25 protein-coding genes are annotated in these 23,579 nt (G+C 69.6%); 9 read left to right on the top strand and 16 right to left on the bottom strand.

Translation table 11 applies throughout. From position 1 onward, the window contains the following. Window positions 1-79 precede the first annotated feature (79 nt). Genes ABZX90_RS10480 through ABZX90_RS10450 form a run of 7 tightly spaced genes read right to left on the bottom strand, consistent with a single transcriptional unit; the run spans window position 80 to window position 5,722 of the window. Window positions 80-802, bottom strand: a complete 723-nt coding sequence (locus tag ABZX90_RS10480) for an alpha/beta hydrolase-fold protein (RefSeq protein WP_355203309.1) — start codon at window positions 800-802, stop codon at window positions 80-82. Next, window positions 799-2,112, bottom strand: a complete 1,314-nt coding sequence (locus ABZX90_RS10475) for a beta-ketoacyl-[acyl-carrier-protein] synthase family protein (protein WP_355203306.1) — start codon at window positions 2,110-2,112, stop codon at window positions 799-801. The genes ABZX90_RS10480 and ABZX90_RS10475 overlap by 4 nt, the downstream gene beginning before the upstream one ends. Then, window positions 2,109-3,398, bottom strand: a complete 1,290-nt coding sequence (locus ABZX90_RS10470) for a beta-ketoacyl synthase N-terminal-like domain-containing protein (protein WP_355203303.1) — start codon at window positions 3,396-3,398, stop codon at window positions 2,109-2,111. The genes ABZX90_RS10475 and ABZX90_RS10470 overlap by 4 nt, the downstream gene beginning before the upstream one ends. Further along, window positions 3,388-4,197: an SDR family oxidoreductase gene (locus ABZX90_RS10465; RefSeq protein ID WP_355203300.1), complete on the bottom strand. Its 810-nt coding sequence runs from the start codon at window positions 4,195-4,197 to the stop codon at window positions 3,388-3,390. Before ABZX90_RS10465 ends, ABZX90_RS10470 begins: the two co-directional genes overlap by 11 nt. Beyond that, entirely contained in the window at window positions 4,194-4,667 is a 474-nt protein-coding gene (locus tag ABZX90_RS10460) for a hypothetical protein (RefSeq protein ID WP_355203297.1), read from the bottom strand. Before ABZX90_RS10460 ends, ABZX90_RS10465 begins: the two co-directional genes overlap by 4 nt. Window positions 4,668-4,692: 25 nt before the next feature. Beyond that, window positions 4,693-5,460 (bottom strand): 3-oxoacyl-ACP reductase family protein, encoded by a 768-nt coding sequence (locus ABZX90_RS10455; RefSeq protein ID WP_355203295.1) that lies wholly within the window; start codon window positions 5,458-5,460, stop codon window positions 4,693-4,695. After that, window positions 5,453-5,722: a phosphopantetheine-binding protein gene (locus ABZX90_RS10450; protein ID WP_351131220.1), complete on the bottom strand. Its 270-nt coding sequence runs from the start codon at window positions 5,720-5,722 to the stop codon at window positions 5,453-5,455. Before ABZX90_RS10450 ends, ABZX90_RS10455 begins: the two co-directional genes overlap by 8 nt. A 438-nt stretch (window positions 5,723-6,160) precedes the next feature. Between ABZX90_RS10450 and ABZX90_RS10445 the strand changes: the two genes are divergently transcribed. Next, window positions 6,161-6,775 (top strand): helix-turn-helix transcriptional regulator, encoded by a 615-nt coding sequence (locus ABZX90_RS10445; RefSeq protein ID WP_351131219.1) that lies wholly within the window; start codon window positions 6,161-6,163, stop codon window positions 6,773-6,775. A 191-nt stretch (window positions 6,776-6,966) separates the two neighbouring features. On the opposite strand, the gene ABZX90_RS10440 is transcribed toward ABZX90_RS10445, so the two are convergent. Further along, on the bottom strand, window positions 6,967-8,283 hold the full coding sequence (locus tag ABZX90_RS10440; protein ID WP_355203291.1) for an alpha-amylase family glycosyl hydrolase: 1,317 nt from the start codon (window positions 8,281-8,283) through the stop codon (window positions 6,967-6,969). Between the two features lie 11 nt (window positions 8,284-8,294). Then, complete coding sequence (locus ABZX90_RS10435) at window positions 8,295-8,798, bottom strand: MarR family winged helix-turn-helix transcriptional regulator (protein WP_355203288.1); 504 nt, start codon at window positions 8,796-8,798, stop codon at window positions 8,295-8,297. 171 nt (window positions 8,799-8,969) lie between these two features. On the opposite strand from ABZX90_RS10435, the gene ABZX90_RS10430 reads away from it, so the two are divergent. Beyond that, window positions 8,970-10,529, top strand: coding sequence for an FUSC family protein (locus ABZX90_RS10430; RefSeq protein WP_355203285.1), 1,560 nt, complete (start codon window positions 8,970-8,972; stop codon window positions 10,527-10,529). Between the two features lie 19 nt (window positions 10,530-10,548). On the opposite strand, the gene ABZX90_RS10425 is transcribed toward ABZX90_RS10430, so the two are convergent. Continuing rightward, the gene (locus ABZX90_RS10425; protein ID WP_355203282.1) at window positions 10,549-11,241 is read right to left on the bottom strand and encodes a hypothetical protein; all 693 of its coding nucleotides are present in this window, start codon (window positions 11,239-11,241) and stop codon (window positions 10,549-10,551) included. A 447-nt stretch (window positions 11,242-11,688) separates the two neighbouring features. Between ABZX90_RS10425 and ABZX90_RS10420 the strand changes: the two genes are divergently transcribed. Both ABZX90_RS10420 and ABZX90_RS10415 read left to right on the top strand, forming a co-directional pair. Continuing rightward, window positions 11,689-12,147, top strand: coding sequence for a cytidine deaminase (locus tag ABZX90_RS10420; RefSeq protein ID WP_351131211.1), 459 nt, complete (start codon window positions 11,689-11,691; stop codon window positions 12,145-12,147). 142 nt (window positions 12,148-12,289) lie between these two features. After that, window positions 12,290-12,964, top strand: coding sequence for an alpha/beta fold hydrolase (locus tag ABZX90_RS10415; protein WP_355203279.1), 675 nt, complete (start codon window positions 12,290-12,292; stop codon window positions 12,962-12,964). Between the two features lie 244 nt (window positions 12,965-13,208). Here the strand turns inward: ABZX90_RS10415 and ABZX90_RS10410 are convergent, their stop codons facing one another. The 3 genes from ABZX90_RS10410 to ABZX90_RS10400 form a co-directional block, all read right to left on the bottom strand. Continuing rightward, the gene (locus ABZX90_RS10410; protein WP_355203276.1) at window positions 13,209-13,928 is read right to left on the bottom strand and encodes a DinB family protein; all 720 of its coding nucleotides are present in this window, start codon (window positions 13,926-13,928) and stop codon (window positions 13,209-13,211) included. Window positions 13,929-14,128: 200 nt separating this feature from the next. Beyond that, a complete protein-coding gene (locus tag ABZX90_RS10405; RefSeq protein WP_355203274.1) occupies window positions 14,129-16,051 on the bottom strand; it encodes a cellulase family glycosylhydrolase in 1,923 nt (640 codons plus the stop codon). Window positions 16,052-16,392: 341 nt separating this feature from the next. Further along, window positions 16,393-17,406, bottom strand: a complete 1,014-nt coding sequence (locus ABZX90_RS10400; protein ID WP_355203271.1) for an NAD(P)H-dependent glycerol-3-phosphate dehydrogenase — start codon at window positions 17,404-17,406, stop codon at window positions 16,393-16,395. 499 nt (window positions 17,407-17,905) lie between these two features. Between ABZX90_RS10400 and ABZX90_RS10395 the strand changes: the two genes are divergently transcribed. Continuing rightward, window positions 17,906-18,274 (top strand): hypothetical protein, encoded by a 369-nt coding sequence (locus ABZX90_RS10395; RefSeq protein ID WP_355203268.1) that lies wholly within the window; start codon window positions 17,906-17,908, stop codon window positions 18,272-18,274. 126 nt (window positions 18,275-18,400) lie between these two features. Here the strand turns inward: ABZX90_RS10395 and ABZX90_RS10390 are convergent, their stop codons facing one another. Both ABZX90_RS10390 and ABZX90_RS10385 read right to left on the bottom strand, forming a co-directional pair. Next, window positions 18,401-18,838 carry a hypothetical protein gene (locus ABZX90_RS10390; protein WP_355203265.1) on the bottom strand — a complete coding sequence of 146 codons (438 nt, stop codon included), beginning with the start codon at window positions 18,836-18,838 and terminating at the stop codon, window positions 18,401-18,403. 102 nt (window positions 18,839-18,940) lie between these two features. After that, window positions 18,941-19,252, bottom strand: coding sequence for a WhiB family transcriptional regulator (locus ABZX90_RS10385; protein WP_261705193.1), 312 nt, complete (start codon window positions 19,250-19,252; stop codon window positions 18,941-18,943). A gap of 380 nt (window positions 19,253-19,632) precedes the next feature. Between ABZX90_RS10385 and ABZX90_RS10380 the strand changes: the two genes are divergently transcribed. Next, window positions 19,633-20,460: a hypothetical protein gene (locus ABZX90_RS10380; RefSeq protein WP_355203262.1), complete on the top strand. Its 828-nt coding sequence runs from the start codon at window positions 19,633-19,635 to the stop codon at window positions 20,458-20,460. Window positions 20,461-20,504: 44 nt separating this feature from the next. Then, window positions 20,505-20,870: a nuclear transport factor 2 family protein gene (locus ABZX90_RS10375; protein ID WP_355203259.1), complete on the top strand. Its 366-nt coding sequence runs from the start codon at window positions 20,505-20,507 to the stop codon at window positions 20,868-20,870. A 67-nt stretch (window positions 20,871-20,937) separates the two neighbouring features. On the opposite strand, the gene ABZX90_RS10370 is transcribed toward ABZX90_RS10375, so the two are convergent. Beyond that, window positions 20,938-21,837: a LysR substrate-binding domain-containing protein gene (locus ABZX90_RS10370; protein WP_355203256.1), complete on the bottom strand. Its 900-nt coding sequence runs from the start codon at window positions 21,835-21,837 to the stop codon at window positions 20,938-20,940. A gap of 140 nt (window positions 21,838-21,977) precedes the next feature. Between ABZX90_RS10370 and ABZX90_RS10365 the strand changes: the two genes are divergently transcribed. Then, window positions 21,978-22,988: an aldo/keto reductase gene (locus ABZX90_RS10365; protein WP_355203253.1), complete on the top strand. Its 1,011-nt coding sequence runs from the start codon at window positions 21,978-21,980 to the stop codon at window positions 22,986-22,988. 33 nt (window positions 22,989-23,021) lie between these two features. Further along, on the top strand, window positions 23,022-23,453 hold the full coding sequence (locus ABZX90_RS10360; RefSeq protein WP_355203250.1) for an SRPBCC family protein: 432 nt from the start codon (window positions 23,022-23,024) through the stop codon (window positions 23,451-23,453). Window positions 23,454-23,579 lie beyond the last annotated feature (126 nt).

The raw sequence follows: 23,579 nt of genomic DNA, 5'->3' as shown, positions 1-23,579 counted from the left end.
CGCGCCGACCTCACTACCACCGGAGCCCGTCCTTTCCCGGTGCAGCGACCGATTGCGGTCCGCGCGCGCGTCGGCGTGCTCAACTTGCCCGTGCTGCCGGGCCGGGTCCGGGGATCTGCGGCACGCGGATGTCCAGGACGTCATTGAGGTAGGCGGGAAGCGACGCCCGCACTCCGGCGAAGGGTTGGTGTCCGCCGGGATAGCGCTGCCACGTCACCGGGTGTCCCCAGCCGGTGAGCAGGTCCCTCAATCGGGCACCATTGCGTTCGGGGACGACCCAGTCCCGTGCTCCATGGCCGATCCACACCGGAAGGCCGCTGTTGGCAGCCGACGGCCGGCCGGCCGGGAGCAGCGCGGGCAGATCCGGAGGCAGAAAGGGCGCGTAGAGCGCCGCGCCCGCCAGCCGTTCGGGATACGTCAGTGCCAGTGTCAGAGCGACCGTGGCTCCCTGGGAGAAGCCCGCCAGCACGATCCGTCCGGCGCCGATCCGTTCCGCTTCCGCCTTCAGCAGCGTCGCGAGCGGCCGGTGCACCGCCAAGAGGCCCTCGACGTCGATCTGGTCGATCGCGAGGAGGTTCTGCGGGAACCAGCAGGGCACCGACAATCCGGTGAGCAGGCTCGGGGCCGCGACGGGCGCGCTCGGGAACACCCCGCGCACACCCGCCTCGGCGAGCCGGAACCGCCCGGTCACGACCGCCAGATCGCCCGGCGCCTGGCCGATGCCGTGCAGCCACACCACGGTGCCGCGGTGCGGTCCGGCGGGATCGATCGCCTCGTATTCCAGCCGGTCCATCGTGCTCATACCGGCTGGGGCGCCGGCCGTGGCGTGGCCGGGCGGCGGAAGAGCATCGAGGCGTACTGGCCGCCGAATCCGAAGGAGTTCTTCAGCACCGTGCCGATCGGTCGCCGGACCGGGGTGAGGGAGGTGCGCACGGCGCAGGCGGGGTCGGGCTCGGTGCAGGTGGCGACCGGCGGGACGACTCCCCGGCACATCGTGAGGGCCGCCACCACGGTCTCCACGACACCGGACGCCGCGGAGCCGTGCCCGGTCAGCGACTTCACCGCGCTGACGTCGAGTTCCGCCATCCGCTCGCCGAAGACCTGGTGCAGCGCGCGGGCTTCGGTGACGTCGTTGAGGCGGGTGGACGTGCCGTGGGCGTTGATGGTGTCGACGTCGTCCGGCCTCGCGTCGGCCTCTTCGAGAGCGGTACGCATGACCCGTTCGATCATCTCCACGCGGGGAGCGGTCATATGGCGGGTGTCCACCGCCAGGCCCCAGCCGCCGATGACGGCGTACGACTGCGCCAGGCCACGGCGGGCGGCGTGCTCGGCCGTCTCCAGGACGAGCGCTCCCGCGGACTCGTTGATGACCATGCCCGTGCGGCGTTTGTCGAAGGGCATGGAGGCGAGGGACGGGTCTCCTTTCCAGCGCGACAGCGCCATGAGCTGGCCGTACTGGGAGAGGACGTACGGCGTGTTGCGGGAGACGGCCGCCGACACCACCGCGTACTGCGCGCGCCCCGAACGCAGCAGCCGGGCGGCTTCCACGATGGCGCGCAGACCTCCGGAGCAGGTGGCTTCCAGACGGACGGGGATGACGGCCGTCCCCAGGCGTTCGGTGATCTCACCCGGATACGCGGACAAGTCACGTGTCTCGGGCGGGAGATGCCTGTCGCGGAGGTGTTCCAGGACGGCCGATGGCGCGTTGCCGATCCTGTCGTAGCGTTCGGCGAGGTCTTCCATGTGCGTGACGTAGTCCTGCGGGAACGATCCCGTGGGGCCTGGCCACACGCGCGAGTAGACCAGGGCAGCCGGACCATCGTCTGCGGGCCTTTCGGTGAGGCGGGCGTCCACGAGTGCCTGGTCCACGGAGGCGAGCATGAGGGTGTCGCCCCAGGACCGGTCGGGTGCGCCGTAGTCGGCGGCGACCTTCTTCTTGACGTCCTCCGGGATCAGCCCGGCCGTCCAGCCGCAGGGCAGTCCTGCGGTGTCCATCCGCTCTTCCAGGACCACGCCGGAGCGGCCTTCGAGGTTGGCCGACCAGAAGGTCTCGACGTCCGCGCCGATGGGGGTGATCACCCCCATGCCTGTGATGACGATGTCGCCGCTCATGTCCGTGCCTTCCCGTCGTCCGCCGAGGTCCGGTCCGTCGATGCGATGACGATGGCGCCGGCCGCTGTCGAGTGGTGTCCCTGGTTGAACGCCGTGACCAGCGCTGTCGCCGCATAACCTGTGGGACGGGTCTCCCCCATGACCGGATCGAGACCGCCGAGTCCCGGGTCGGGGCGCAACAGCAGGCCCACGGGCGGAAGTTCGCCGCGTGCAAGGCTCTCGACGACCAGTGCGGTGTCGATGAGTGCCGAGCACTCGAAGGCGTTGCCGATGGTCCCTTTCGACCCGGTGACGGGGACGTCGCCCACGCGTGGCAGTACCGCCAGGGTCTCCAGGCGGTCCAGGCGGGCCGAGCCCGCGCCGTGTGCCCACCACACGGTCGGTGTGTCCGCGTCGGCGAGTACGGCGTCGACGGCAAGTCCCGCTGAGGAGGTGACGTCGGCTGCGACGAGCACCTCGCAGCCGGCGAGCCGGGCGCGAGCCGTTCCATGCGCTGTGTCGGCACGCTCCAGCAGGACGGCGGCGGCACCCTGCCCGATCAGCGTCCCCGACCTGTCGACGTCGAAGGGGCCGGCACCGGCCGTGGCGCGGGTGCCGAACGGCTCGTCCTGGTCGAAGGCGGCCATCGCGGTGATCGACAGTGGTGCTCCGACGCCCACCACGAGCGTCCGGTCGAGTTCGCCGCTCTCCAACAGCCGCACGGCCAGGGCGAGTGCGCCGGTGCCGCCGGCCGCCGCTTCGCCGTAGACCGCGACGTTCGAGCCGCGGAATCCGCTCGCCATGGAGACGAACTGGCCCAGCTGGGAGGGGATGCCGCGGATGTACGAGTAGTCGGGCACCTCGTCGTGGAGGAACTTCGCCAGCGGCCTGGGGTCGTTGCGGAACCGGGAGGCCAGTTGGGGGATGACGTCACTGAGCTCGTCGCTGCTGCTGCCGACCGCCATCACGGTCCCGCCCCGCACGTCCTCCGTGTCACCGGTGATCCCGGCCTGTTCGAGTGCCTGACGCGCGACGCTGACCGCCCAACGGGCCGACTGGTTGGCGTACTTGCCGGCGTTGGCCCAGTCCCGGCCGGCGGGCCAGGTGACCTCCGCGGTGTCGACGGCCGCCGACGGCCAGGGCAGCGCGGGGGCCGGCCCGTCGTGGCCGCCGGTGTCGAAGAACGTCTTGCCCGCGGCCATGGCCTCCCAGAGCCGGGCTGTGCCGATGCCGGCCGGGGAGATCACACCGGTACCGGTGACCACGATCTCGGGACGGTCCGGCCGCCCGCCGCGTTCACTCGGCACGGCGTCCTCCCCCGCTGATGCCGCCCCACAGGCGGTATCCGCCGTCCACGGTGATGGTCTGCCCGGCGATCCAGGACGCCTCCTCCAGGCAGAGCAGGGCCACCACGTCGGCGCTGTTCCCCGGCGTCGTCATGCGGTCACCGGGCCACGGAGAGACGGCCAGTTCCTTGGTGACACCGTGGGCGAAGTCGGGACGGACCTTGAAGACCCCGGTCTGTACGAGCCCGGGACGCACGCAGTTGGCGACGATGCCGTAGGGCGCCAGTTCGTACGAGAGGTAGTCGGTCAGCGCCTCGAGTCCCGCCTTGGCCGCCGCGAAGAGACCGGCACGCGGGATGATGCGTGTGGTCGTGGAGTTGGTGATGGTGATGAAGCGGGCTCCCGCGCGGTCACGCATCAACGGGAGCGCGTGCTTGGCGAGCAGCCAGGTGGCCCGGGAGTTGGTGTCCTGCACGAACTGCCAGTCGCCGAGTGAGGCTTCGGCGAGCCTGGCGAACTTGGTGGCGGCCGCGTTCTGCACGAGGATGTGCAGGTCCTGGTGGATCTCTCCGATCTCGGCGATCAGGTTCTCGATCTCCGCGGGATCGCTCAGGTCGGCGCGGTGCAGGGTCACCTCCGTCCCCTGTTCGCCGAGTTCGGCGGCGAGTTCCTTGGCAGGGCCCTCCCGGTCGACGTAGTTGACGGCCAGGGTCGCTCCCCAGGCCGCGAGTTTGCGGGTGATGCCCGCGCCGATGCCTCGGGAACCACCGGTCACCAGGGCCACCCGCCCCTTGAGCGGCTGGTACTGACTGTCCATCATTGAGCCCTCCCTGCCGCGGCGGTCCGCTGCGCGGCGTGCCGCAGCAGTACGACGCTCATGCGTCCGATGGCGTACGTCCTGTCGTTCTCGTCGAGCACCCGGCGCGTGGTTTCGACCAGGCCGAGCCGCTCGTCGATCTCCTCCGCCCGGTCGGTGGCGGTGGTGAACCAGAACGGGGTGTCGGGGTACAGCGGCCTGACGAAGTCCCAGCTCAGTCTCCGCATTCCGACGATGGCGGCCGGGGACCCGTACTGGACCACCCAGCCCGAGGTGATGGAGTGGATGAAACCTCCGGGCACGATGCGCTGCCTGCGGTCCGTGCCGTGGGCGAAGTCGTCGCTGTCGTGGACCGGGTGCTTCTCTCCCATGAGATCGAGGAGTTGGTCCAGCAGCGCGCCGCCGAACACGACGGGCCCGAACCGGCGCACCGGTGCGTGCGCCAGGTCCTCCCAGTACTTCACTGCCCCCACGGCTGTTCCTCCGTTCGCCCCGGGTTCACCGGGGTCGCCGGCCCGGGCCGCGCATGACCATGCGGCCGCCGTCCACGGTGAACGTCTGGCCCTGGATGTAGTCCGCCTCGTCCCCGGCGAGGAAGGCGACCAGTCCGCTGATGTCCTCGGGCAGCCCCCAGCGGGTTCCGTCGCCGTCCGAGCCGAGCCGGTCGGCGACGGCAGCGGTCATCTCGGTGCGGACCTTGCCGGGTGCGACGCAGTTGACCCGGATGCCCTTGCGCCCGACCTCCACGGCCAGGGCGCGGGTGAGGGCCTCGACGCCGCCCTTGGACGCCGCGTAGGCGCTCTGTCCCGGGCCGGGGGTACGCGCCGAGTTGGACGAGATGTTGATGACGCGGCCCCAGCCCTGGTCCAGCATCACCGGCAGAACTGCCCTGCTGGTCAGGAACGGACCGGTGAGATTGGTCCGCAGCACGCTCTCCCAGCGGTCGGTACGCGTCACCGCGAGGAGCTGGTCGTCGATCACCGCCGCGTTGTTGACCAGGATGTGCAGCGCGCCCTCCTGTGCGGTCACCCGTTCCACCAGGCTTTCGACCTCGGCCTCGTCGCCGACGTCCGCCTGGTGCAGGGCGGCGCGGCCGCCGGCGGCCTCGATCTCCTTCACCACGCGACGCCCGGCGTCCACGGCGCTTCGGCACACGAGGTGCACAGCGACTCCGTCGGCGGCGAGGCGGTGTGCGACAGCGGCACCGATCCCCCGCGAACCACCCGTGACCAGTGCGACGCGGGCGGCGGCAGCCGGCTCAGGCACGGCTGCCGGCGGCTACGAGGGCCACGATCGAGGCGACGCTTCGGTGGTGCTCGTCGGCTTCCGCGTTCCACCGGTCGAGGTCGAACTCGACACCGAAGTGCCGGTTGATACGACGGGCGAGCTGCAGCAGGTCCAGCGAGTCGAGGCCGAGGTCCTCGACCACGGAATGCCCCGGCTCGACCTGCTGGTCGGCTGTTCCCGGCTTGACTTCCTTGATCAGTTCGATGATTTCGCCCAGAGCAGCGTTGGACACGGTTGTCATTGCATTCCTCCACGGCTTCTGCAGGATCAGGAGCGGCCGGCCTCTCCGGCCGGGCAATCCATGTCAGCAGAGCCGCGAATGAGCCAGCAAGGCCGTTATGCAACAGGATTCTGGACAGCCACTGGGCCGTTTAGGGAACTTCGGTTCAAAACCCCACGTGGACGCACGGATGCCATCACTCCGCTTCCCGGACAAAATGAACCAAGCACCACCTGAAGGCAAGGGATGCCCATGCAGAGTAAAGTAAAGTAAAGCCTCCTTGACTCTTCATCGAGGCCGTCCATAGCGTCGATATACGAGTGCCCAAGTAAAGACCAAAACGGGCCCTCATAGGGCACGCAACCCTCGGGTCCCGACATCTACCGAATCAGTGATCGCCGTCGATCGACATACCATCGGAAGCGTCGCGCATCCGACAGTCTCGACATCCAGGGGGCAGTGGTGGGGCGGAGCAGAACACCGATCCCGCAATCCGCGCAGTGCTACGAACTGGCTCAGTGGCTCCGCTCGCTGCGCCAACGATCCGGGCTCACCTACCGGCAGATGGCGGAGCTGACCGAGGGACTGCGGATCGCGGATCCGGCCTGTTCAGCCGTCACTCTCTCCCGGGCCGACCGTGGCACCTTTCTGCCCCGTCGCCATGTCGTGGAAGCGTATGCGCAGGTCTGCGGTGCCACACGGCGTGAAGCCCGACTGCGCTGGGAGCAGGCGGCCCGGCGATCCGCTCAGACTCCCGACGGCCGCGAGGTTCCGTCCGTGCCACGCATCGGACGCAAACTCGAACTCGTATACCACCCGGCTCATCTCCTGGAGGCGATGCATCAGGCACGGCTCGCCGCCGGTCAGCCGTCCCTGCGTGAAATGGAGAAGAAGGCCCGCGACCTCGGGGCAGGACCACTGCCCCGCAGCACTGTCGCCGACATTCTGTCCGGTTTTCGCATGCCGTCGGAGGAACTCCTCGTCGCCTATGTTCGAGCATGTGGTCACCAGGGGCGCCAGGTTACGCTCTGGCGCAACGCATGGGCTCGCGCATTCGGAGCCCATGCCGCATGAGCCGACTGTCTGAAATCACCTGCCGAGAACAACTCAACGCCTGAAGATTGCAGCGCCATTAAGACGGCCGAGACGTTTTCCGACCGTACAGATTTGATCCATCAATGATTTCCGCGCCACGACTCCGTAGTCGGCATGCCGACATCTCCCTGGCCCGATGTCTGGAACATGGAGGGTGAGGCGGCAAAGGATCAGTTGTGGCTTCCCGATGCCGTACCGATGAACCAACCCAGTGGGGGCAGGGAAACGGAGCCGGTGGCGGGATCGGCGGAAGCGTCACCCGCGGCATGCGCCCAAGGCGCGGCCGGAATGCCGGCAGTGGCCGGATCGGGGCCGAAGTTGAGGGCGACCGCGAGCGTGGAAGCGCCGTCAGGTGCGGCCAGGGTGTAGCTGAGGACGGTGTTGTTGAGCGTGTGCGTCCTTGCCTGGGCGCCTACGAGCCAGGAGTGGCGGCGGCGGATGCCCACCAGGGTCTGGTGAAGCCGCTGCACGGCGATCTGGCCGGGACCGAGATCCGAAGGGGAGGCGGGGAACGCGGGACGGATGGCATCGTCCCCGCCTGCGCGTTCCTCCTTGACACCCCGCCACGCGCGCTCGTCCCCGGCGTAGACGGACGGCGTCCCCCCGACGGTGAACAGCACCGTGAGCGCGTGGGCCAGGTGGCGGGGCTCGCGCAGCCGGCTGGCGACGCGCGTGACGTCGTGGTTGCCGACGAATGTCTGTGGCGCGAAGGTGTCGATCATGGCGTTGTGCCGTTTGAGTGCCCAGGCCAGTTCGTGCGGGTTGCTGTCGTTGAGCGAACTCCAGATCGCCTTCCACAGCTCGTACTGCGTCACGGAGTCCAGTCCGCCCTCGGTGACGTACGCGGCGTAGTCCCCGTGGATCACCTCCCCGCTGAACCACACGTCGGGGTGGCGGTCCCTGACCCGATCGGTGACGGCGCGCCAGAAGGGGCGCGGAACGGCATAGGCGGCATCCAGCCGCCAGCCGGCGATTCCACGGTCGAGCCAGTGGTCGAGGACCGCGACGACGTGGTCGGCGACGGCGGGGTGCGCATGGTTCAGAGCGACCAGATGGTGGTGCCCCTCGAAGGTGCGGAAGTCGTCGCCCTCGGGGACGAACCAGTCCGCGTACGGGGAGGCGGTACCGCGCCGCGTCACGTCGACGAAGGGGGCGAAGGATCGGCCGACGTGGTTGAAGACGCCGTCGAACAGAACGCGGACCCCGCGCGCCGCGGCGCGCTCGACCAGTTCGAGCAGGTCGTCCTCGGTTCCCAGCCGGGGATCGATACGAAAGTAGTCGGTCGTGTCGTAGCCGTGGCTCTCGGCGGCGAAGACCGGCCCCAGGGCGAGGCCGTTGCAGCCGAGGCCGACGAGATGGTCCAGCCAGTCGACGAGAACCGGCAGGCGGTGCCGCGGGGGTGCGTCGGTGGGCAGGGCGGTCGGCTCCGCGCCCAGGAAACTCAGCGGGTGGACGTGCCACCAGATGGCGTGGTCGGGCCAGGACACGGCAGCCTCCGTCAGTGGGGTCGGGTCGTGGAACCGGGCGCGGCGGCCGGGGAGTCGGCGAGGCGGTTCATCAGGCGGGCGGCCAGCAGCAGGACCTGACGCTCCGTCTCGGTGACGTCGACCAGGGCGACGTCGAGCCATGCGTCGCGCTGTGCCATGTCACGGGCGAGGGCCTCGCGGCCCGCGTCGGTCAGTTGCAGCACGCGTTGTCGCCCGTCGTGCATGTCGCGCGTCCGGCTGATCAGGCCCTCCTGTTCGAGGTCGGCGAAGACCCTCGTGAGGGACTGCGGCTGCTGATGGTCGGCGGCGGCGAGCGCACCGGCCGGCATGGGACCGTTGCGCCGCAGGTGACCGAGAACGCTGCTCTTGTTGAGGCTGAGCCCGTCCGCTGGGCGCTCCGCGCTCAGCCTGCGGGCGAGCCGGATGACGCCCTGTCGGATCTCGGCGGACGCCCGGCCGTCCCGGCCCTCGGTCACCGATCGCTCCGCATCCTCGGTCTCTGTTCGCTCTCCCATCACATTGCTAAGGTATCACTTACGATACGACCTGAGGGTGAAACCTTATATGGCTGATTACAAGGGCCTTCCTGGCGGTGATTCTACGTGCTGCGTACCATTTCGAGGTCGACACGTCGTGCGCTGCACTTCGACCCGCGAGGGGTGCACCTGCGTGCGACGGCCGTGACCATGGCCACGGTTCTGGGCACGTACGCCTGGGCGCTGCTCGTCGAGCACGAGGCCGGGCTGCGCGTGGACAGCGTGGTGCAGGCCGTGGTGATCGCCTCGGCGCTCGGTCGCGTGCAACGCCTCTTCGACCGCGCCGATCGGCTGCTGGCCTGCGCCGTGCTGCCCTGCGCGGCGGCCGGGGGCACGGAGCTGAGCACCTTGATCCAGCGGCACCCCCTCGCGGGTGACGCGGTGTTCGTCCTGGGGGTCGCGGGGGCGATCTGGGTACGCCGGTTCGGAGCGCGCGCCACCCGGGCGGGCACGCTCGTCGTGCTGCCGCTGATAGCGGTCCTGGTGGTGCCCGGCGGGGCACCACCCGTGAGCGGGCACACGGGCACCGTATGGGCGGCGGCGACGGCGTTGGTTGCGGTCGCCTGGGGAGCTGTGCTGACGCGGACGGCGCAGCGCACCGGTCTCGTAGCGCGCCCACCCTCCGCACGGGTGACCACGGCGACCCGCGCCCCGCACCGCTGGATGCCGCCAAGCAGCCGGATGGCTCTGCAGATGGCGGCGGCGTTGACCGCCGCGTTCGCGATCGGCCGGAATCTGTGGCCCGACCACTGGGCGTGGGTGGTGCTCACGGCTTTCCTGGTGTGCAGCGGTGCGCGCAGCCGTGGGGACGTGCTCGTCAAAGGGGCCTGGCGAACACTCGGCGCCGCGGCCGGCACGGTGGTCGCCACCGCTGTCTCCGGACTGTTCGGACCGCGGTCGGACACCGCGGTCGTTCTGATCTTCGTCGTGCTGGCCGTGGCCACGTGGCTGCGTGAACTCAGCTACGCGTATTGGGCGGCCTGCGTCACCGCCGTACTCTCGCTGCTCTATGACTGGTTCGGCCAGAGTCCCGGAGATCTTCTGCACACCCGGTTGGCGGGAATCGCGGTCGGTGCGGTTCTCGGCGTGACGGCGTCCTGGCTGGTGCTGCCCATCCGTACCGAGGCGGTGATACGGGCCCGGACGGCCGCGGCGCTGTCCGGTCTGGGCGAAATGATGGAGACCGACTGGCGTGACGCCCCGGCCGTGCGCATGGCGCAGGCTCGATTCACCTACCGTGTCGATCAGTTGGCAGCCGTGACTGCGCCGATGCGGATCCTGGCCGCTCTGCCGGCACCCGGGGCCCTGTCCTCTCGTCGGCACCCCGACCACTTCACGATCCGGTCCGTGACGACCCTGCGGCACTGCGTCGGCCCCGTCGACGAGCTCGCCCGCGCCATCAGGGCGGCACCGGACGCGCTCACCTCCGATCCGGTCGTGACACAACGCCGTCATCGGCTGGCGGCACACGCCCTCACCGTGCGCCGCGCCATCGGCCGCCGCCCGGCCCCGCCCGCCGCCGCGGGAGCGACACCTTCGGAACGGCCCCCTACGACTGGTGGGGCAGCGCCACCCAACCAGTCCGTGCTCGCCACCGTCCCCGTCCTCGCCGCCCTCGACGAGATCGACACCCAACTCGACGTGCTCAGCCCCCTGTTCGATCCTTCGCCCGTATCCACGTCCGGCACGACGGCGGCCGCGGCCAGGTGACCACCCTGATGAAACGCCCTCAGACCGGGGCCGATCCAGTCCCGCCGGCTGCATCCATCGCGCGGGCGGCCCGGGTGCGCCGGACCACCACCCGCAGCCTCGCCAGCGCAGCCACGGTTCCGGCGGCGACTGGAACGAGCGGCCAGAACGCGGGGCGGGTCCCGAATGCCGCGCACACGATGAGGACGAGAATCGCAGCCACGGCGACGAGGAATCCGAGCAGCCAGGGCCCGGACCGGTCCTGCCGCTCCAGCCGTACCCGGTCGCCACGGCAGGTCACGTACGCGGCGGCGGCCACGGCGAGGGCGATCAGGTACCCCACGATCAGTGGGTACAGCGCGAACAGCGTGATGTCCCGAGCTCCGGGATGCCAGCCGGGCCACACGTCACGCCCGTCGATCTCCACGACCCGCCCGCGCCACAGCCCCGCCTCGACCCGCTGTCCCTCCTGGAGGGTGTCCGCCGCGTCGTCCGGGACACCGTCCACCGTCTTCAGCTGGTCGCCGACGCGCAGTTCGATCGTGTGCTCGGTGTGGACGAACCAGTCGCCGCTGCCGCCGTCCTGGCCTCCGCCCGACCTCCCGGATTCTGTGTGGTCGGTGAGCCCCGTGACGGTGGCCCCGACCATACGCAGTGATCCGTTCGGCCGAGCGAGTGCGACGGCCGTCTCCTCGTAAGTGCGCACCGCGAGCAGCAGGATGAGCGCAGCCATGAAGAGACGGAACATCGCGCGCACGACACGCCCTCTCACCGTCCCGGTCCGCCTCGCGCCCGGTCTCATCTGCGACGTCGCCTCCCCGGCCGGGTCCTGCGTCATCGGCTCCCCCTCACATTCGGCCCAGGACGCACGAATGCCGTCCCACCGGATCACACGCCGTCCATCTGACGGTGGTTGCGGTCCCTCGTGGTCCGCCCGATCCCCGTGAGGGCTACGCACGGTCAAGGAGGTGAGCCCGATGACCTGCGCGACGTGGAACGGGGGCCCTCCTCCATGGCTGCGCCGGTCCAGGTTGGCCGGCATGAACTTGCCGGGACGGGGATATCGCTATGTCGGGCGCGAGCATCCGCGCGGCAGCGGAACAAGCACAGCGCCGATATTCGCTTGCACACCCTCGTCACGCGGGCAAACGTCGCCTGACAGCTGACGAAGGCGGAGAAGATGACCACGCAGACCCACCCCGTCGACCACGAACTCATCCAGGCCGCGGCGCACGTCGCTCGCACTCGCTGCCGCGGCGACAACCACACCATGGCGGCCGCGGCCCGCGCCCGGGACGGCCGGATCGTCACGGCGGTGAACGCCTACCACTTCACGGGAGGCCCCTGCGCCGAGCTGGTCGTCATTGGCGCGGCAGCCGCCCAGGGCGCCTACGAGCTGGACACGATTGTCGCCGTGGGCGACCGCGACCGGGGGGTCGTTCCCCCGTGCGGCCGGTGCCGTCAGGTCCTTCTCGACTACTTTCCCGCCCTCAAGGTCATCGTCGGCGAGGACGACCGCGTCCGAACCGTCCTTGTCACCGACTTGCTGCCCGAAAGCTACGTCTGGGCCGACCACCAGCTCGACGCCGAGGAAGGGCGGGCTGCTGGTGGTCCGGGCATGAGCGAATCGCTTCGGTGACACGTCCGGGTCGTGCCCCAGAAGTCGACGATCGAGTCGTACATTCTCCTGCGTGCCGAAGGAACGGACAGCGTTGCGGGCGATGACTTTCGTTGCTTCCGGCGGTCTGTACGTCCTGAGAGCGAAACGGACGGAGGCGAGGATGAGCGTGTTTGTCTTGGTTCCCGGGGCCGGGGGTTCGGCCTGGTTCTGGCATCGGGTCGTGTCCGAGTTGCGTACCAGGGGGCACGAGGCGGTCGCTGTCGATCTGCCCGGCGCCGACGAGTCCGCGGGGCTGCCCGAGTACACCGACGCGGTGGTTGCGGCGATCGGCGACCACCGCGGCGTCGTCCTGGTGGCCCAGTCGATGGGTGGCTTCACCGCGCCGATGGCATGCGCCCGCGTTCCCGTGGGACGACTGGTGCTCGTCAATGCGATGGTCCCGCTGCCGGGTGAGACGCCCGGGCAGTGGTGGGGCAACACCGGATCCGAGCCTGCCCGCCTCGCGGCAGCCGAAGCGGGCGGATACGGAACCGAATTCGACCTGGACACCTATTTCCTGCACGACGTGCCGGCCGAGGTCGCCGCCGCCGGGGCAGACCATCAGCAACCTGAGGCCGACATCGCCTTCAGCCAGCCCTGTGACATCCGAGCGTGGCCCGACGTGACCACCCACGTGCTCGCCGGAGCCGAAGACCGGTTCTTCCCCCTGGAGTTCCAGCGCCGAGTGGCCCATGAGCGTCTCGGGATCAAGGCCGAAGCGATTCCCGGCGGGCACCTGGCCGCCCTGTCCCACCCGGCCCCCCTTGCCGGCCGACTCATCGAGTATCTGTCCTGAAGGACCGGAGGTTCGGCTCTGCCGTTGAGGCGAATCGTATCCGTCGGGCACGGAGCTCGTTGAAGAAGTCATCGCGCAAACGCCCCCGACGGATGCGCGGCACGTGAGGGCCCGAATCCCTGCCCGGTCTCGGGCCCTCACTCCCCTCCACCACGCATGGCATCCTGTCGACCGTGTCCGGTCCGATGTGCTGCGTCCCATCGCGGCCTCGTCCATGTGCCCGGAAACCGGGCGCGGCCCTCGCCTACCCGGAAGTGGTGAAACGGGCCCTCCATAGGTCCCGGAGCAACGCGATCTCGGCCATGTGGTGGATGAGTTCGAGATTCGCCCCCGCCAGCACTGCGATGAACGGGTCGTCGGGGTCGGAGCCGTACGGGTACTGCGAGAAGCCGACCGTGTCGAGCTGCTCCTCGGTGACGCCTGCGACGCTGTCGCGCCAGCGGTCGATCAGCGCCCAGAAACGGTCGAGTGCCACGGCGGCGGAGGGCGTGAAGTCGACCAGCTGCTTCGGCTCCCGCCGCCGTTCGCCGAAGGTCCACTCCCATCCGCCCGCGAAGTGGAAGTGCAGGTGTCCCAGCCGCCACGCGATGGTGGTGATCGGCGTTTCGTCAGGCTCCGGCGTACCCGTGTGGGCGAGGATCTGCTCGACCCGCTCGACACTCACGCTCCAGTCATCGGCGATCTTCTCGACCGTCATGCCTCCGGCGGCCTGCCGGGCGACCTCGGCGTACTCGTTCGCGGGGATGTCCGGGTCGCCCAGGTCGAGCACCCACTCCCCCGGCCCGAACGCTCTGGGCGTCGCCGCCTCGCCCCGGCGCCGGATCGACCAGGAACCGGGCACCGGCTCCCACAGGTACTCCTCGTCACCGAGCCCTGCCAGCCGCACCTGGGCCATCTCCCTGGCCTTGTCGAACTGGTCGAGGAGCAAGCCCAAACGGTCCGTCCGCGCGCCTGCGATCTCCATGCCTGGTTCCCTTCGCCGTGCCGTCTCGTACCTCATCACGCACAGGCGGAAGTTAGCGGCCGGCCTCAGGACACGCGACCGAATTACTCGGCCACGAAGCGGTGAAGCACGGCGAGTTGGGGTGCATGTACACCGTGCGGACCCGGTTGGCGCTGGTGCGTGGCACTTGGCCAACCGGGCCTCGGCTGCAATGCCTTTGATCAGTTCAGTTTGCGGCACAGCAGGGCGGCGGGGCCCGGGTTGGCGCCCACTCGGGTGGTGAAGGCGATGCCGGCGGCGTACTCGTCGTCGGCGCACTGGCCCTTGTAGTCGCCGTTGGCGAAGTCGCCGCCGGAGGCGTTGGCGGGCCGGTTGTCCGACCGGTCGAACCACACGGTTCGCCCGGCGCCCGCCAGTGAGTGGCCGGCGGGCACGCACAGGGCCGCCGACGTCCGGTTGCCTCGGCGGCTGTAGCCGATGAGGAAGGCGCCTGCCGGACACTGGTACTTGGTGTATCCCGACGCCCAGTCGCCGCCCGCGGGCACATAGCGCTCGTCCGCGACGACGGTCTGGGCGGTGCCCGCGGCACGAAGGTCACCGGTGGAGACATCGGTGCACAGCCCGCGAACGCCGCTGTGGCCGAGGCCGAGCAGCCTCTGACCATCGGGACAAGTGGCCTTGGAGGCACCGGAGTTCCAGTCACCGTTCGCTCGCACCCGCAGCGACTGCACGTAGTCGCCGTGGTCGGTGGCGAGCATGTTCCAGCTGGGGACCGAGGCGACGGACCCGGTGCGAGTCGGGGCGGTCATGAGCCTGTTCCAGGCGGTCCCGCGCCAGTCGGCCTGGTCGAGGATGCCGTACCGGTTGCCCGAGGCGTCGTAGCGCAGCAGGGACCAGTCGTCGTGGCCCTCCCACCCGACGAGCGGCCAGTAGGCGAAGTCGACGTCGTGGTCGGCGAAGTAGTCGGTGATGTTGCCGAACCAGGTGCGGGCGGCGGTGCCTGTCTCTCCCGCACCGATGCCGAACTCGCTGATCCACACGGGCGCGGTGAAGTGCTGGTTTCCCTCCGATGAGACGAAGAAGGCCTGGTCGTTGAGGACTTGGTAGAGCTGGTCGCGCGTGAGGTCCTGGTAGCGGGCGTCGTGCGTTTCGCCGATCCCGGTGGCGCCACTGTGGTTGGGGCCGGTGTAGCCGTAGAAGTGGGCGGAGTACACCAGTTTGTGGCTGGCCACGAGGGTGTGCGAGAGCGTACGGGCAGGGGTGAGGGTGGGGCGGCCGTGGGGCAGCCCGTCGACCGGCAGGCCGGTCCAGTTGATCCCCTCGATGACGACGAGGAGACGCGGATTGGCCTCGGCGAGGATACGGTCCGCGGCGAGCTGGGCGGCCGCGTACCAGTCGTGGGCGTCGCCCAGGCCCCAGTTGGGGTCGTCCAGGATGTCGCGGCGTACTTCGTTGTAGAGGTCGGCGCCCACCACGCGTGGCTCACCGGCGTAGCGGCGGGCCATGAAGACCCAGTCGTCCGCCCACTGCTGGGTCGACTGCCCGCTGTTCCACCGTTCGTTGCCGTCGACGCCGCAGCACCAACGCGAGGTGTTGGTGTGGTTGTTGAGGATAACCGCGAACCCGTCCTGCGTGAGGGCGGCGACGACAGCGTCATAGACCTGCAGGGGTGTCCTGCCGCGCAGCCCCGGGTTTGCCGTGACGGCGACGTCCGGAACAGGCGTCGTCGCATGGATCATCTCGTTGGAGAAGGGCAACCGGATGCTGTTGATGCCGAGTCGGTGGAAGTCACCGAGCAGTTGGGGCAGGGGGACGCGGTCCAGGCCGAGGGGGATGCCGTAGGAGTTCTGGCCGGCGTGGTGGTTGGCCGGGTCGGCCGTGCTGCCGCTGCCTGTCCAGGAACCCTGCGCACCGTCCCAGTTGGCCGACCTCAGCCGGAAACGGTTGCCGTCGGCGTCGACGATGTAACGCCCGCGGGTGGACAGCGGCGCTTGCCACGTCTCGGTCGCCAGAGCACCGGCCGAGGCCGTCGGTGCTCCGTCCCCCGGATCGGCGGTGGCGGCGACCGCCCCGGGAGCGGTGGCCAGCAGCAGGAGGGCGGCAGCCGCTAATGTCAGGTACTTGCCAAATCTGAGAGTGGGCATCGGACCTCTGTGAGTGGGTGTTGATGCGCGGACGTGAGGGTCTCTGCCGACCCCGGCACTCAAATTCCCAGTGCCGGAGGCGTGTTCCGGCGTGCGACCGAGTCGGCTCTTGGTCGGCAGCGGCCGCAAGGCTACCGAAGTATCCCTGTCCGCCGAGCCGTCGGCCAGGCCGACCGGGGTGACGGGGTGGTCTGGGCATCGAGGGTCGATCCGGCGATCGGGGGCTCGCGGAGCCTGGGGGCCCGCAGAGCCTGGGGGACTTGGGGGGCCTGGGGGGGGCCTGGGGGGCCTGGGGGCCGCCTCGCCGGAATGATCCGGCTCCGGCTACGCGGCGCCGAGGGTCAGCTCTCGGGCTTGGGGGGCCGCTGCATCAGCGCGGTCGCGGCCTGGTCGAGAGTGACCTTCCCGTGCAGCAGATCGGAGATCACTTCAGCGATCGGCATCTCGACGTCATGGGCCCGAGCCAGGGCGAGGACCGCCTCCGCGCTCTTGACGCCCTCGGTGGTCTGCCGCGTGGCGGCCGCCGCCTGCTCGACACTGAGACCGTGACCGAGGTGGGTGCCGAAGGTGCGGTTGCGGGAGAGCGGGGAGGTACAGGTGGCCACCAGATCACCCAGTCCGGCCAGACCGGACAGGGTGGCCGGGCGGGCTCCCATCGCCGTGGCCAGGCGAGTGGTCTCGGCCAGCCCGCGGGTGATGAGCAGGGCCGCGGCGTTGTCGCCCAGGCCCATGCCGGCGGCGATGCCGACGGCCAGCGCGATGACGTTCTTCACCGCGCCGCCCAACTCGCAGCCGACCACGTCCGCGCTGGTGTAGGGCCGGAAGTAGGGGGTGTGGCTGGCCTGCTGAACGCGTCGGGCGGTGTCCGCATCAGGGCAGGCGACGGTGGCGGCGGCAGGCAGGCCTGCCATGATCTCGCGGGCGAGGTTCGGTCCGGACAGCACGGCGACCCTGCTCGCGGAGAGACCGGTCACTTCGGTGATGACCTCGCTCGCGCGTTTCCCGGTGTCCTGCTCGATGCCCTTCATCAGCGACACGATCACGGTGCCGGATCCGATGTGCGGCGCCCAGGCGGCGAGGCTGGTGCGCAGGGACTGCGCGGGGACGGACAGGACGAGGTAGTGCGCGCCGTCCAGCGCGGCGGAAGGATCGGTCGTGGCCGTCAGGGAGGTGGGCAGCTCGACGTCCGGGAAGTAACCGGGGTTGCGGTGCCTCGTGTTGATGCCGTCGGCGATCTCGCTGCGGCGGGCGTGCACGATGACGTCGGCGCCGGCGTCGGCCATGATCTTGGCGACCGCGGTACCCCAGGACCCGGCCGAGAACACCGCCGCACGGGCCGGAGGATGCTGGGTCACTACGGAGTCCTCTCCGGCTGCGTGGGCCTGGAGCCGGGGCGGCAGCCGAGCCCTTTCATCCTATCCGCCGTGACGGAGTGGCCGAGGCGGCCGCGGGGCGCCACGGGGGCCGCAGGGTGCCACCGGGGGCACAGGGCCGCAGAGTGCGTGCCCCGGGGGGCGCAGGGCCGCAGGGGGCGTGCCACGGGGACGCAGGATGGGGTGTTCGGGGAAGGTGGGCACGGTGGCCAACGCCTGCCGTGCCGCGTACAGCGCGGGTCGTACCTCGTCCAGCAGGTGTCGTGCCTGGACTTCGCCGAGCTCGCGGCGCGGGTCATCGGCATGGTGCTCGACAGTCGGTTGCCCCAGTCCCCACCTGAAGCTGCGCCTGATGCAAAACACGCCAACACGAGGCTTGAACGGCATTGTTGCCCCGCACCCGGTGCCGACATGCTGGCCCCGCGTCCACCGCGCAGAATTCTCTGCGCGCGACAGGGGAGGACCATTGAAGAGACGAAGGATGATCGCGCTCGCGGCGGCGACCACCGCCATGGCCGGGCTGTTCCTCGCCCCCGCGCCCATGGCGTCCGCTGCGGCCACCTCGTGCTACGGCAGCGCCAAGACCATCAACGGCACCGACGACAACGGCCACTGGCCGCCCAGTGGTTCCACGTACACCACGTCCAACTGCAATGACATCAACGTCAAGATCACCCGGACGATCGACGTGCAGACCTGCTTCGCACCCACGAGCGGCGGCTACTACTGCAACGGCTGGCGCACGGTCTACGCCAACACCTGGGGGCTGGCCGCCACCGACGTCAGGGACGGCACCAACTTCTGGCTGCTGTTCACCAGCACCGACGTCCACGGACTCGCCGCCTACTGACTCCCAAGGGGGCTCTGGCGGCGGTCGCGTGCGCCGGAGTCCCCGCTGCAGTTCTCTTCACTGCTCTGACGTGTCGCGCGGGAGCGGGTCGGGAGCGGCGGAAGCGGTCTCCAGCCGAGTGGGCCGTCAGTCAGCAGCGCGGGTCTCGGAGAGGCTCACGGTGGGGCGGCCGAGTATCCCTGTCAGCACACGCTGCTGATGCTCCGTCAGCGAGGCCACGAAGACCACGACATCGGCATCGGCCCCTTCACAGGCTGCCGCAACTTCGCGGACCTTCCCAGAACTCAGCAGGGTCCGCGAGGAATACGGCAGGGCCATCTTCTTGACCCCGCCGTCCGATACGCCACGCCGTTGCACGGTCCGCCCGACGATACGAGCACCGCGCGCCGTCAGTTCCGAGGCCGCCGCATCCATGAGCGCGACGTAGCTCTTCTCCTTCGCGGAGAAGTAGCCGACGATCATGACATTGGCCCCCGCCACCTCGATGGGCACAGCCCGGCGCTCAGCGGACTCCGGTCCCCCACGGCGAGCCGGGCGCCGGTCGCGCCGCCGGAACTGATACATGCCTCACAGGCTAGCGGCGATCCGAGCACCACTCACTGCGTCGCACACCGGGTCCGGGCGCCGTATCGCCGAGTGCCGCGCGCGCCTGGGTACTTCGGGGCGTCAACTCGCCCTGTGGGCGACCGCCGTTGCGTCGTGTGTGCGCTCGTGTTCCACGCGGGCTGTTTCCAGAAGGTGCAGCCAGGAGGTGACCGTGGGCCGACGGCGCAGCAGGGCCCGGCGCTCGCGCTCGGTCATGCCTCCCCACACGCCGTGTTCGATGCGATGGTCCAGCGCGTAGGCGAGGCACTCGGTCAGTACGGGGCAGCCGCTGCACAGTATTTTGGCCCGGTTCTGCGCGGCGCCCTCGACGAACAGGTCGTCGGGGTCGGCCGTACGGCACAGTCCCCGGTCGCTCCAGTCGGTGCTCGTCATCTCGTGATGCCGTCCTCTCCCCTGGCCCCCGCCTGCGAGTTACCCCTCTGCCCTGGGCAACAGGCATATGACACTACGCCTTTCGAGGACGGTCACTCTATCTGCCGTAGACCACCACACCTTCGAGTGAGCGGTGCTTGCCTCCTGCACACAACAGCGCTATGGAGGTGCGTCGACGGCGTGCGGCCCGGTCCGCAAGCCGGATTGCCGGGCTTGCCATACCGAACCGGGCCCCGTTTGCCGTTCTTGTCCCTTTCGTATCGGTCGTTTTGGCGGAGTTGCCGTACAGAGGTTGGGTTGATCGCGCCTGAGCATCCAGGACGTGTGCCACGCTGCCTGGTCGGAAAGTGGCGGTCCGCGGAAAGGATCAGGGGGACGGTGTGCTCACGAATCTGCTGCCCGGACTGCGGGATGTGCGAGCGCCCCTGTCGACGGGGTGCATCTGGCTTCTGACGCTCTGGCTGTTCCTGGAGGAGCGGGTCCCGACGCGGCAACAGGCCGGCGGTGTGTGGGCCTCGCTGTATCGCTTGGGCGCCGTGGTGGGGCCCGCCGGGGTGCTCGCGGCCGGAGCCTTTCTCGCCTACCTCGTCGGCGCCATGCTCGCGGTCCGCGTCGTGCCCGTGAACACCCATGAAGCACCGAAATCCGCACGGTTCTGGAAGGGTGGCGCCACCCTCACACCGCGGGTGTCCCGGATCGCGTTCGACGACCTGATCTCGTTCCTCCAGGAACAGGGGCGCATCCCGGCTCCGTCGTCGGGCGCCGACGCGGCCGGGGAGCCCGCGCGAACCCAGGGCGAACGCCTGGTGATGAACCTCGTCGCCCGCGACATCCTCGGCGAGACGAGGCAACTGCGCACCAAACTCCTCATCGCCAACTACGACTTGTTCAACGAGTACGACCGCGCCGTGGGTGAGGCCGAGTTCCGCAAGAACGTCGCCTACGCCATCGTGGGTCTGACCGCCGCTCTGACCTGGCTCCACTCCCCTTGGTGGGCCCTCATGGTGGCCGTCTCCGTGCGTCTCTACCTGGCCGGAGTCGGCAGCGAACGGGCCGCCAACGACGTCCTCATCCAGGCCGTGGTGGCCGGCATCGTGACCCCCGTCGCGCTGGCCGGAGCCTCGGGCGTACCGGCCGTCCCCACCAGTCGCAGCCACTGGCCGGCGCCGCCCCCGCAGTCGAGCCCTTCCGCGGGTGGTGGCGGATAGTGTGCGAGCAGTTGCACGGCGCAAGCGGAAGGAAACCAGGAACCATGTCCCGGAACAAGCAGACCGTCGAGACCTATCTGGACGGCTTCCGCAAGAACGATCACGCACAGATCCTGAGCTGCTTGACCGATGACATCGAGTGGACCGTGTTCGGCGGCTTCCATCTGACCGGCAAGGAGGCGTACGACGCCGCCATCGAAGGCTCCGGCTTCGTCCCGCCTCCGCAGCTGGAGGTCGTACGCATGGTCGAGGAGGACGACGTGGTCGTGGCCGAGCTCACCGGAAACGTGAAGCGCGAGGCAGGTGACGTGATGCGCATGTCGATGGCCGAGGTGTTCCGCATGCGCGACGGGAAGATCTGCGAACGCCGCGCATGGGTGATCGAACTCAAGGAGAACGACTACCGCTGAGGTCGGCGGCCACACCGGTCGCTGCTTGCGGAGCGATCTGTATCCGCGTACTCGCCGCCGCCTCCGATCACCGGTCGGTCCGATCATCGAGGACCGTTGCGCGGAAGGCGGCCACCACGGGCCGCAGGTCAACCCGGTGCCAGGCCGCCCACAGCTGAACGGACCCCTCGTACCAGGGCAGTTCGCGTACCGCGACGCCGTCGGACGTGCCGCGCACCATGCTCTTCTGAATGAGCGCGAGGCCCAGTCCGGACGCGACCAGACCGAGCGCGGTGAGGGGGTCGGCCGCGTCGAGACGGATGTCCGGCGTGAAGCCGGAGGCGACGCACGACGCCACGAACGTGTCGCGCCACGCCGGATCCCGGGCGTCGCCCACCGCGATCCACGGCTGACCGTCGAGGACTTCGGGCGTCAGCTCCTCCGTCAGGGCGAGGGGATGCTTCTCGGGCAGCGCGAGCAGCAGCGGATCCCGGAGCAAGGACGCCGCGTCCAGGTCCGGGTCGTCCTCGGGCGGCGGCGTACGCACCAGGGCGATGTCCAGGCTGCGCTGACGCAGGCCCTCGAACTGCTCCGCCGACTCCTGGTCGTACAGCGCGACGTGAATACCCGGTCGCTGGTCACGCAGCGTGCGCAGGGCGGACGGCAGGACGCCTGTGTGCATGGCATCGGCCACGTAGCCGATGCACAGGCCGCCCTCCTCGCCGCGGCCGAGCCGTCGGCCGAGGTTCTCCAGCCGGTCGGCGTGGCGCAGCAGGGCGTGCGCCTCGGTCAGGAAGACCCTGCCGTCGGAGGTCAGCCGGATGCGCTGCTGGCTGCGTTCGAAGAGGGTGAGTCCCAGGTTCTTCTCGAGCTGGGCGATCTGCCGGCTGAGGGGTGACTGGGAGATGTGCAGCCGCTCGGCGGCACGGCCGACGTGTTCGGCTTCGGCGACAGCGACGAAGTAGCGGAGTTGACGCAGGTCAAGCATGTAGGACCTCGGAGGACTCAACTGTGTCCAAGCAAGTCTTGGACAGTCTCATCTACGGATCCTAGCCTCGAACACGCAAGCCCGACGGATCGCACGTTCCGTGACAGTTCCGTCTGAACCACCACCGCGAGGATCCCCCCATGAGCATCAAGTCCCTCCTGCCCGGCGCGCTCGGCTTCGGCACCGCACCGCTCGGCAACATGTTCCGCGCCATCCCCGACGAGGAGGCCGCGGCCACCGTCGAGGCAGCCTGGGACCAGGGCATCCGCTACTTCGACACCGCGCCCTTCTACGGCGCCGGCCTCTCCGAGATCCGGCTCGGTGACGTCCTGGCACAGCACCCGCGCGACGAGTTCGTCCTCAGCACGAAGGTCGGTCGCGTCGTCCTCGACGAGACCGAGGACCCGGCCGCCCGCGACCTCGGCGAGAAGGGCGGCCTGTTCGAGCACGGCCGCCCGAACAAGATGGTCAACGACTACACCACCGACGCCACCCTGCGCTCCATAGAGGACAGCCTCAAGCGTCTGCGGACGGACCGCCTCGACATCGTGTGGGTGCACGATGTCGCGCAGGACTTCTACGGGGACGAGTGGCTGGCCTGCTACGAGAGCGCCCGCACCGGCGCCTTCCGAGTGCTGCAGAAGCTGCGCGAGGAAGGGGTCATCAAGGCCTGGGGCCTCGGCGTCAACCGCGTGGAACCCCTGGAGCTCACGCTGGACCTGGACGAGCCGAAGCCCGACGCCTTCCTCCTCGCGGGCCGCTACACCCTTCTCGACCACGACCGGGCCCTGCAGCGTCTGCTGCCCGCCGCCGCGGCCCACGACGTCGACATCGTGGTCGGCGGCCCGTACAGCTCGGGCATCCTCGCCGGAGGTACGCACTTCGAGTACCAGAAGGCGCCCGCGCACATCATCGACAAGGTGGAGCGGATCAAGGCGCTCACCGAGCGGCACGGAGTCGGTATCAAGTCCGCCGCGCTGCAGTTCTCCCTCTCCCACCCGGCGGCGGCGGCCGCGATCCCCGGCGCGACGAGGCCCGGTCGCATCGCCGAGGACGTCGCCGCTCTCGGCGAGACGATCCCGGCCGCGTTCTGGACCGACCTGCGCGAGGAGCGGCTCATCGCGCAGGACGCTCCCGTCCCCGCCGCCTGACCCTTCCCACCCGCACACTCCCAGGAGAATCCCGTGGCCACGACCACCGCGTCCATCGACATCGCCGCATCACCCGACCGCGTCTGGCAGCTCATCGGCGGCTTCGACTCGCTGCCCGACTGGCTCCCCTACATCCCCACCAGCGACCTCTGTGACGGCGGACGCCTGCGCCGCCTCGAGAACGAGCAAGGCGACGTCATCATCGAGCGGCTCGAAGCCTTCGACGACCAGGCCCGGACGTACAGCTACTCGATCGTCCGGGCCCCGTTCCCGGTCACCGGCTACCGCTCCACTCTCACGGTGCACGAGACGCCCCGCCAGGACAGGGCCCGCGTGGAATGGTCCGGTACCTTCACGCCCGACGGCATCAGCGACAGCGAGGCCGTCACCCTGTTCCACGGCATCTACACGCAGGGCCTGGCCGCGCTGCACCAGACCCTCACCCGCGCCTCCACCTCGGTCTAGAGCCGGAGAGCCCGCAGATCCCCCTCATCGGCGACGAGTTCGGCCAGGGCACATGGGCAATTCCGGAGCGGAGAGCACACCGTCGGCGGCACCTCTCTAAAAACGCCTCTCTGGGGGCGAACGGCA

The sequence above is a fragment of the Streptomyces sp. NPDC002935 genome (genome assembly GCF_040611295.1).
Classification (GTDB): domain Bacteria; phylum Actinomycetota; class Actinomycetes; order Streptomycetales; family Streptomycetaceae; genus Streptomyces.
The sequence above is the reverse complement of the archived record's forward strand: the minus strand, read 5'-3'. Positions and strand labels throughout refer to the sequence as shown.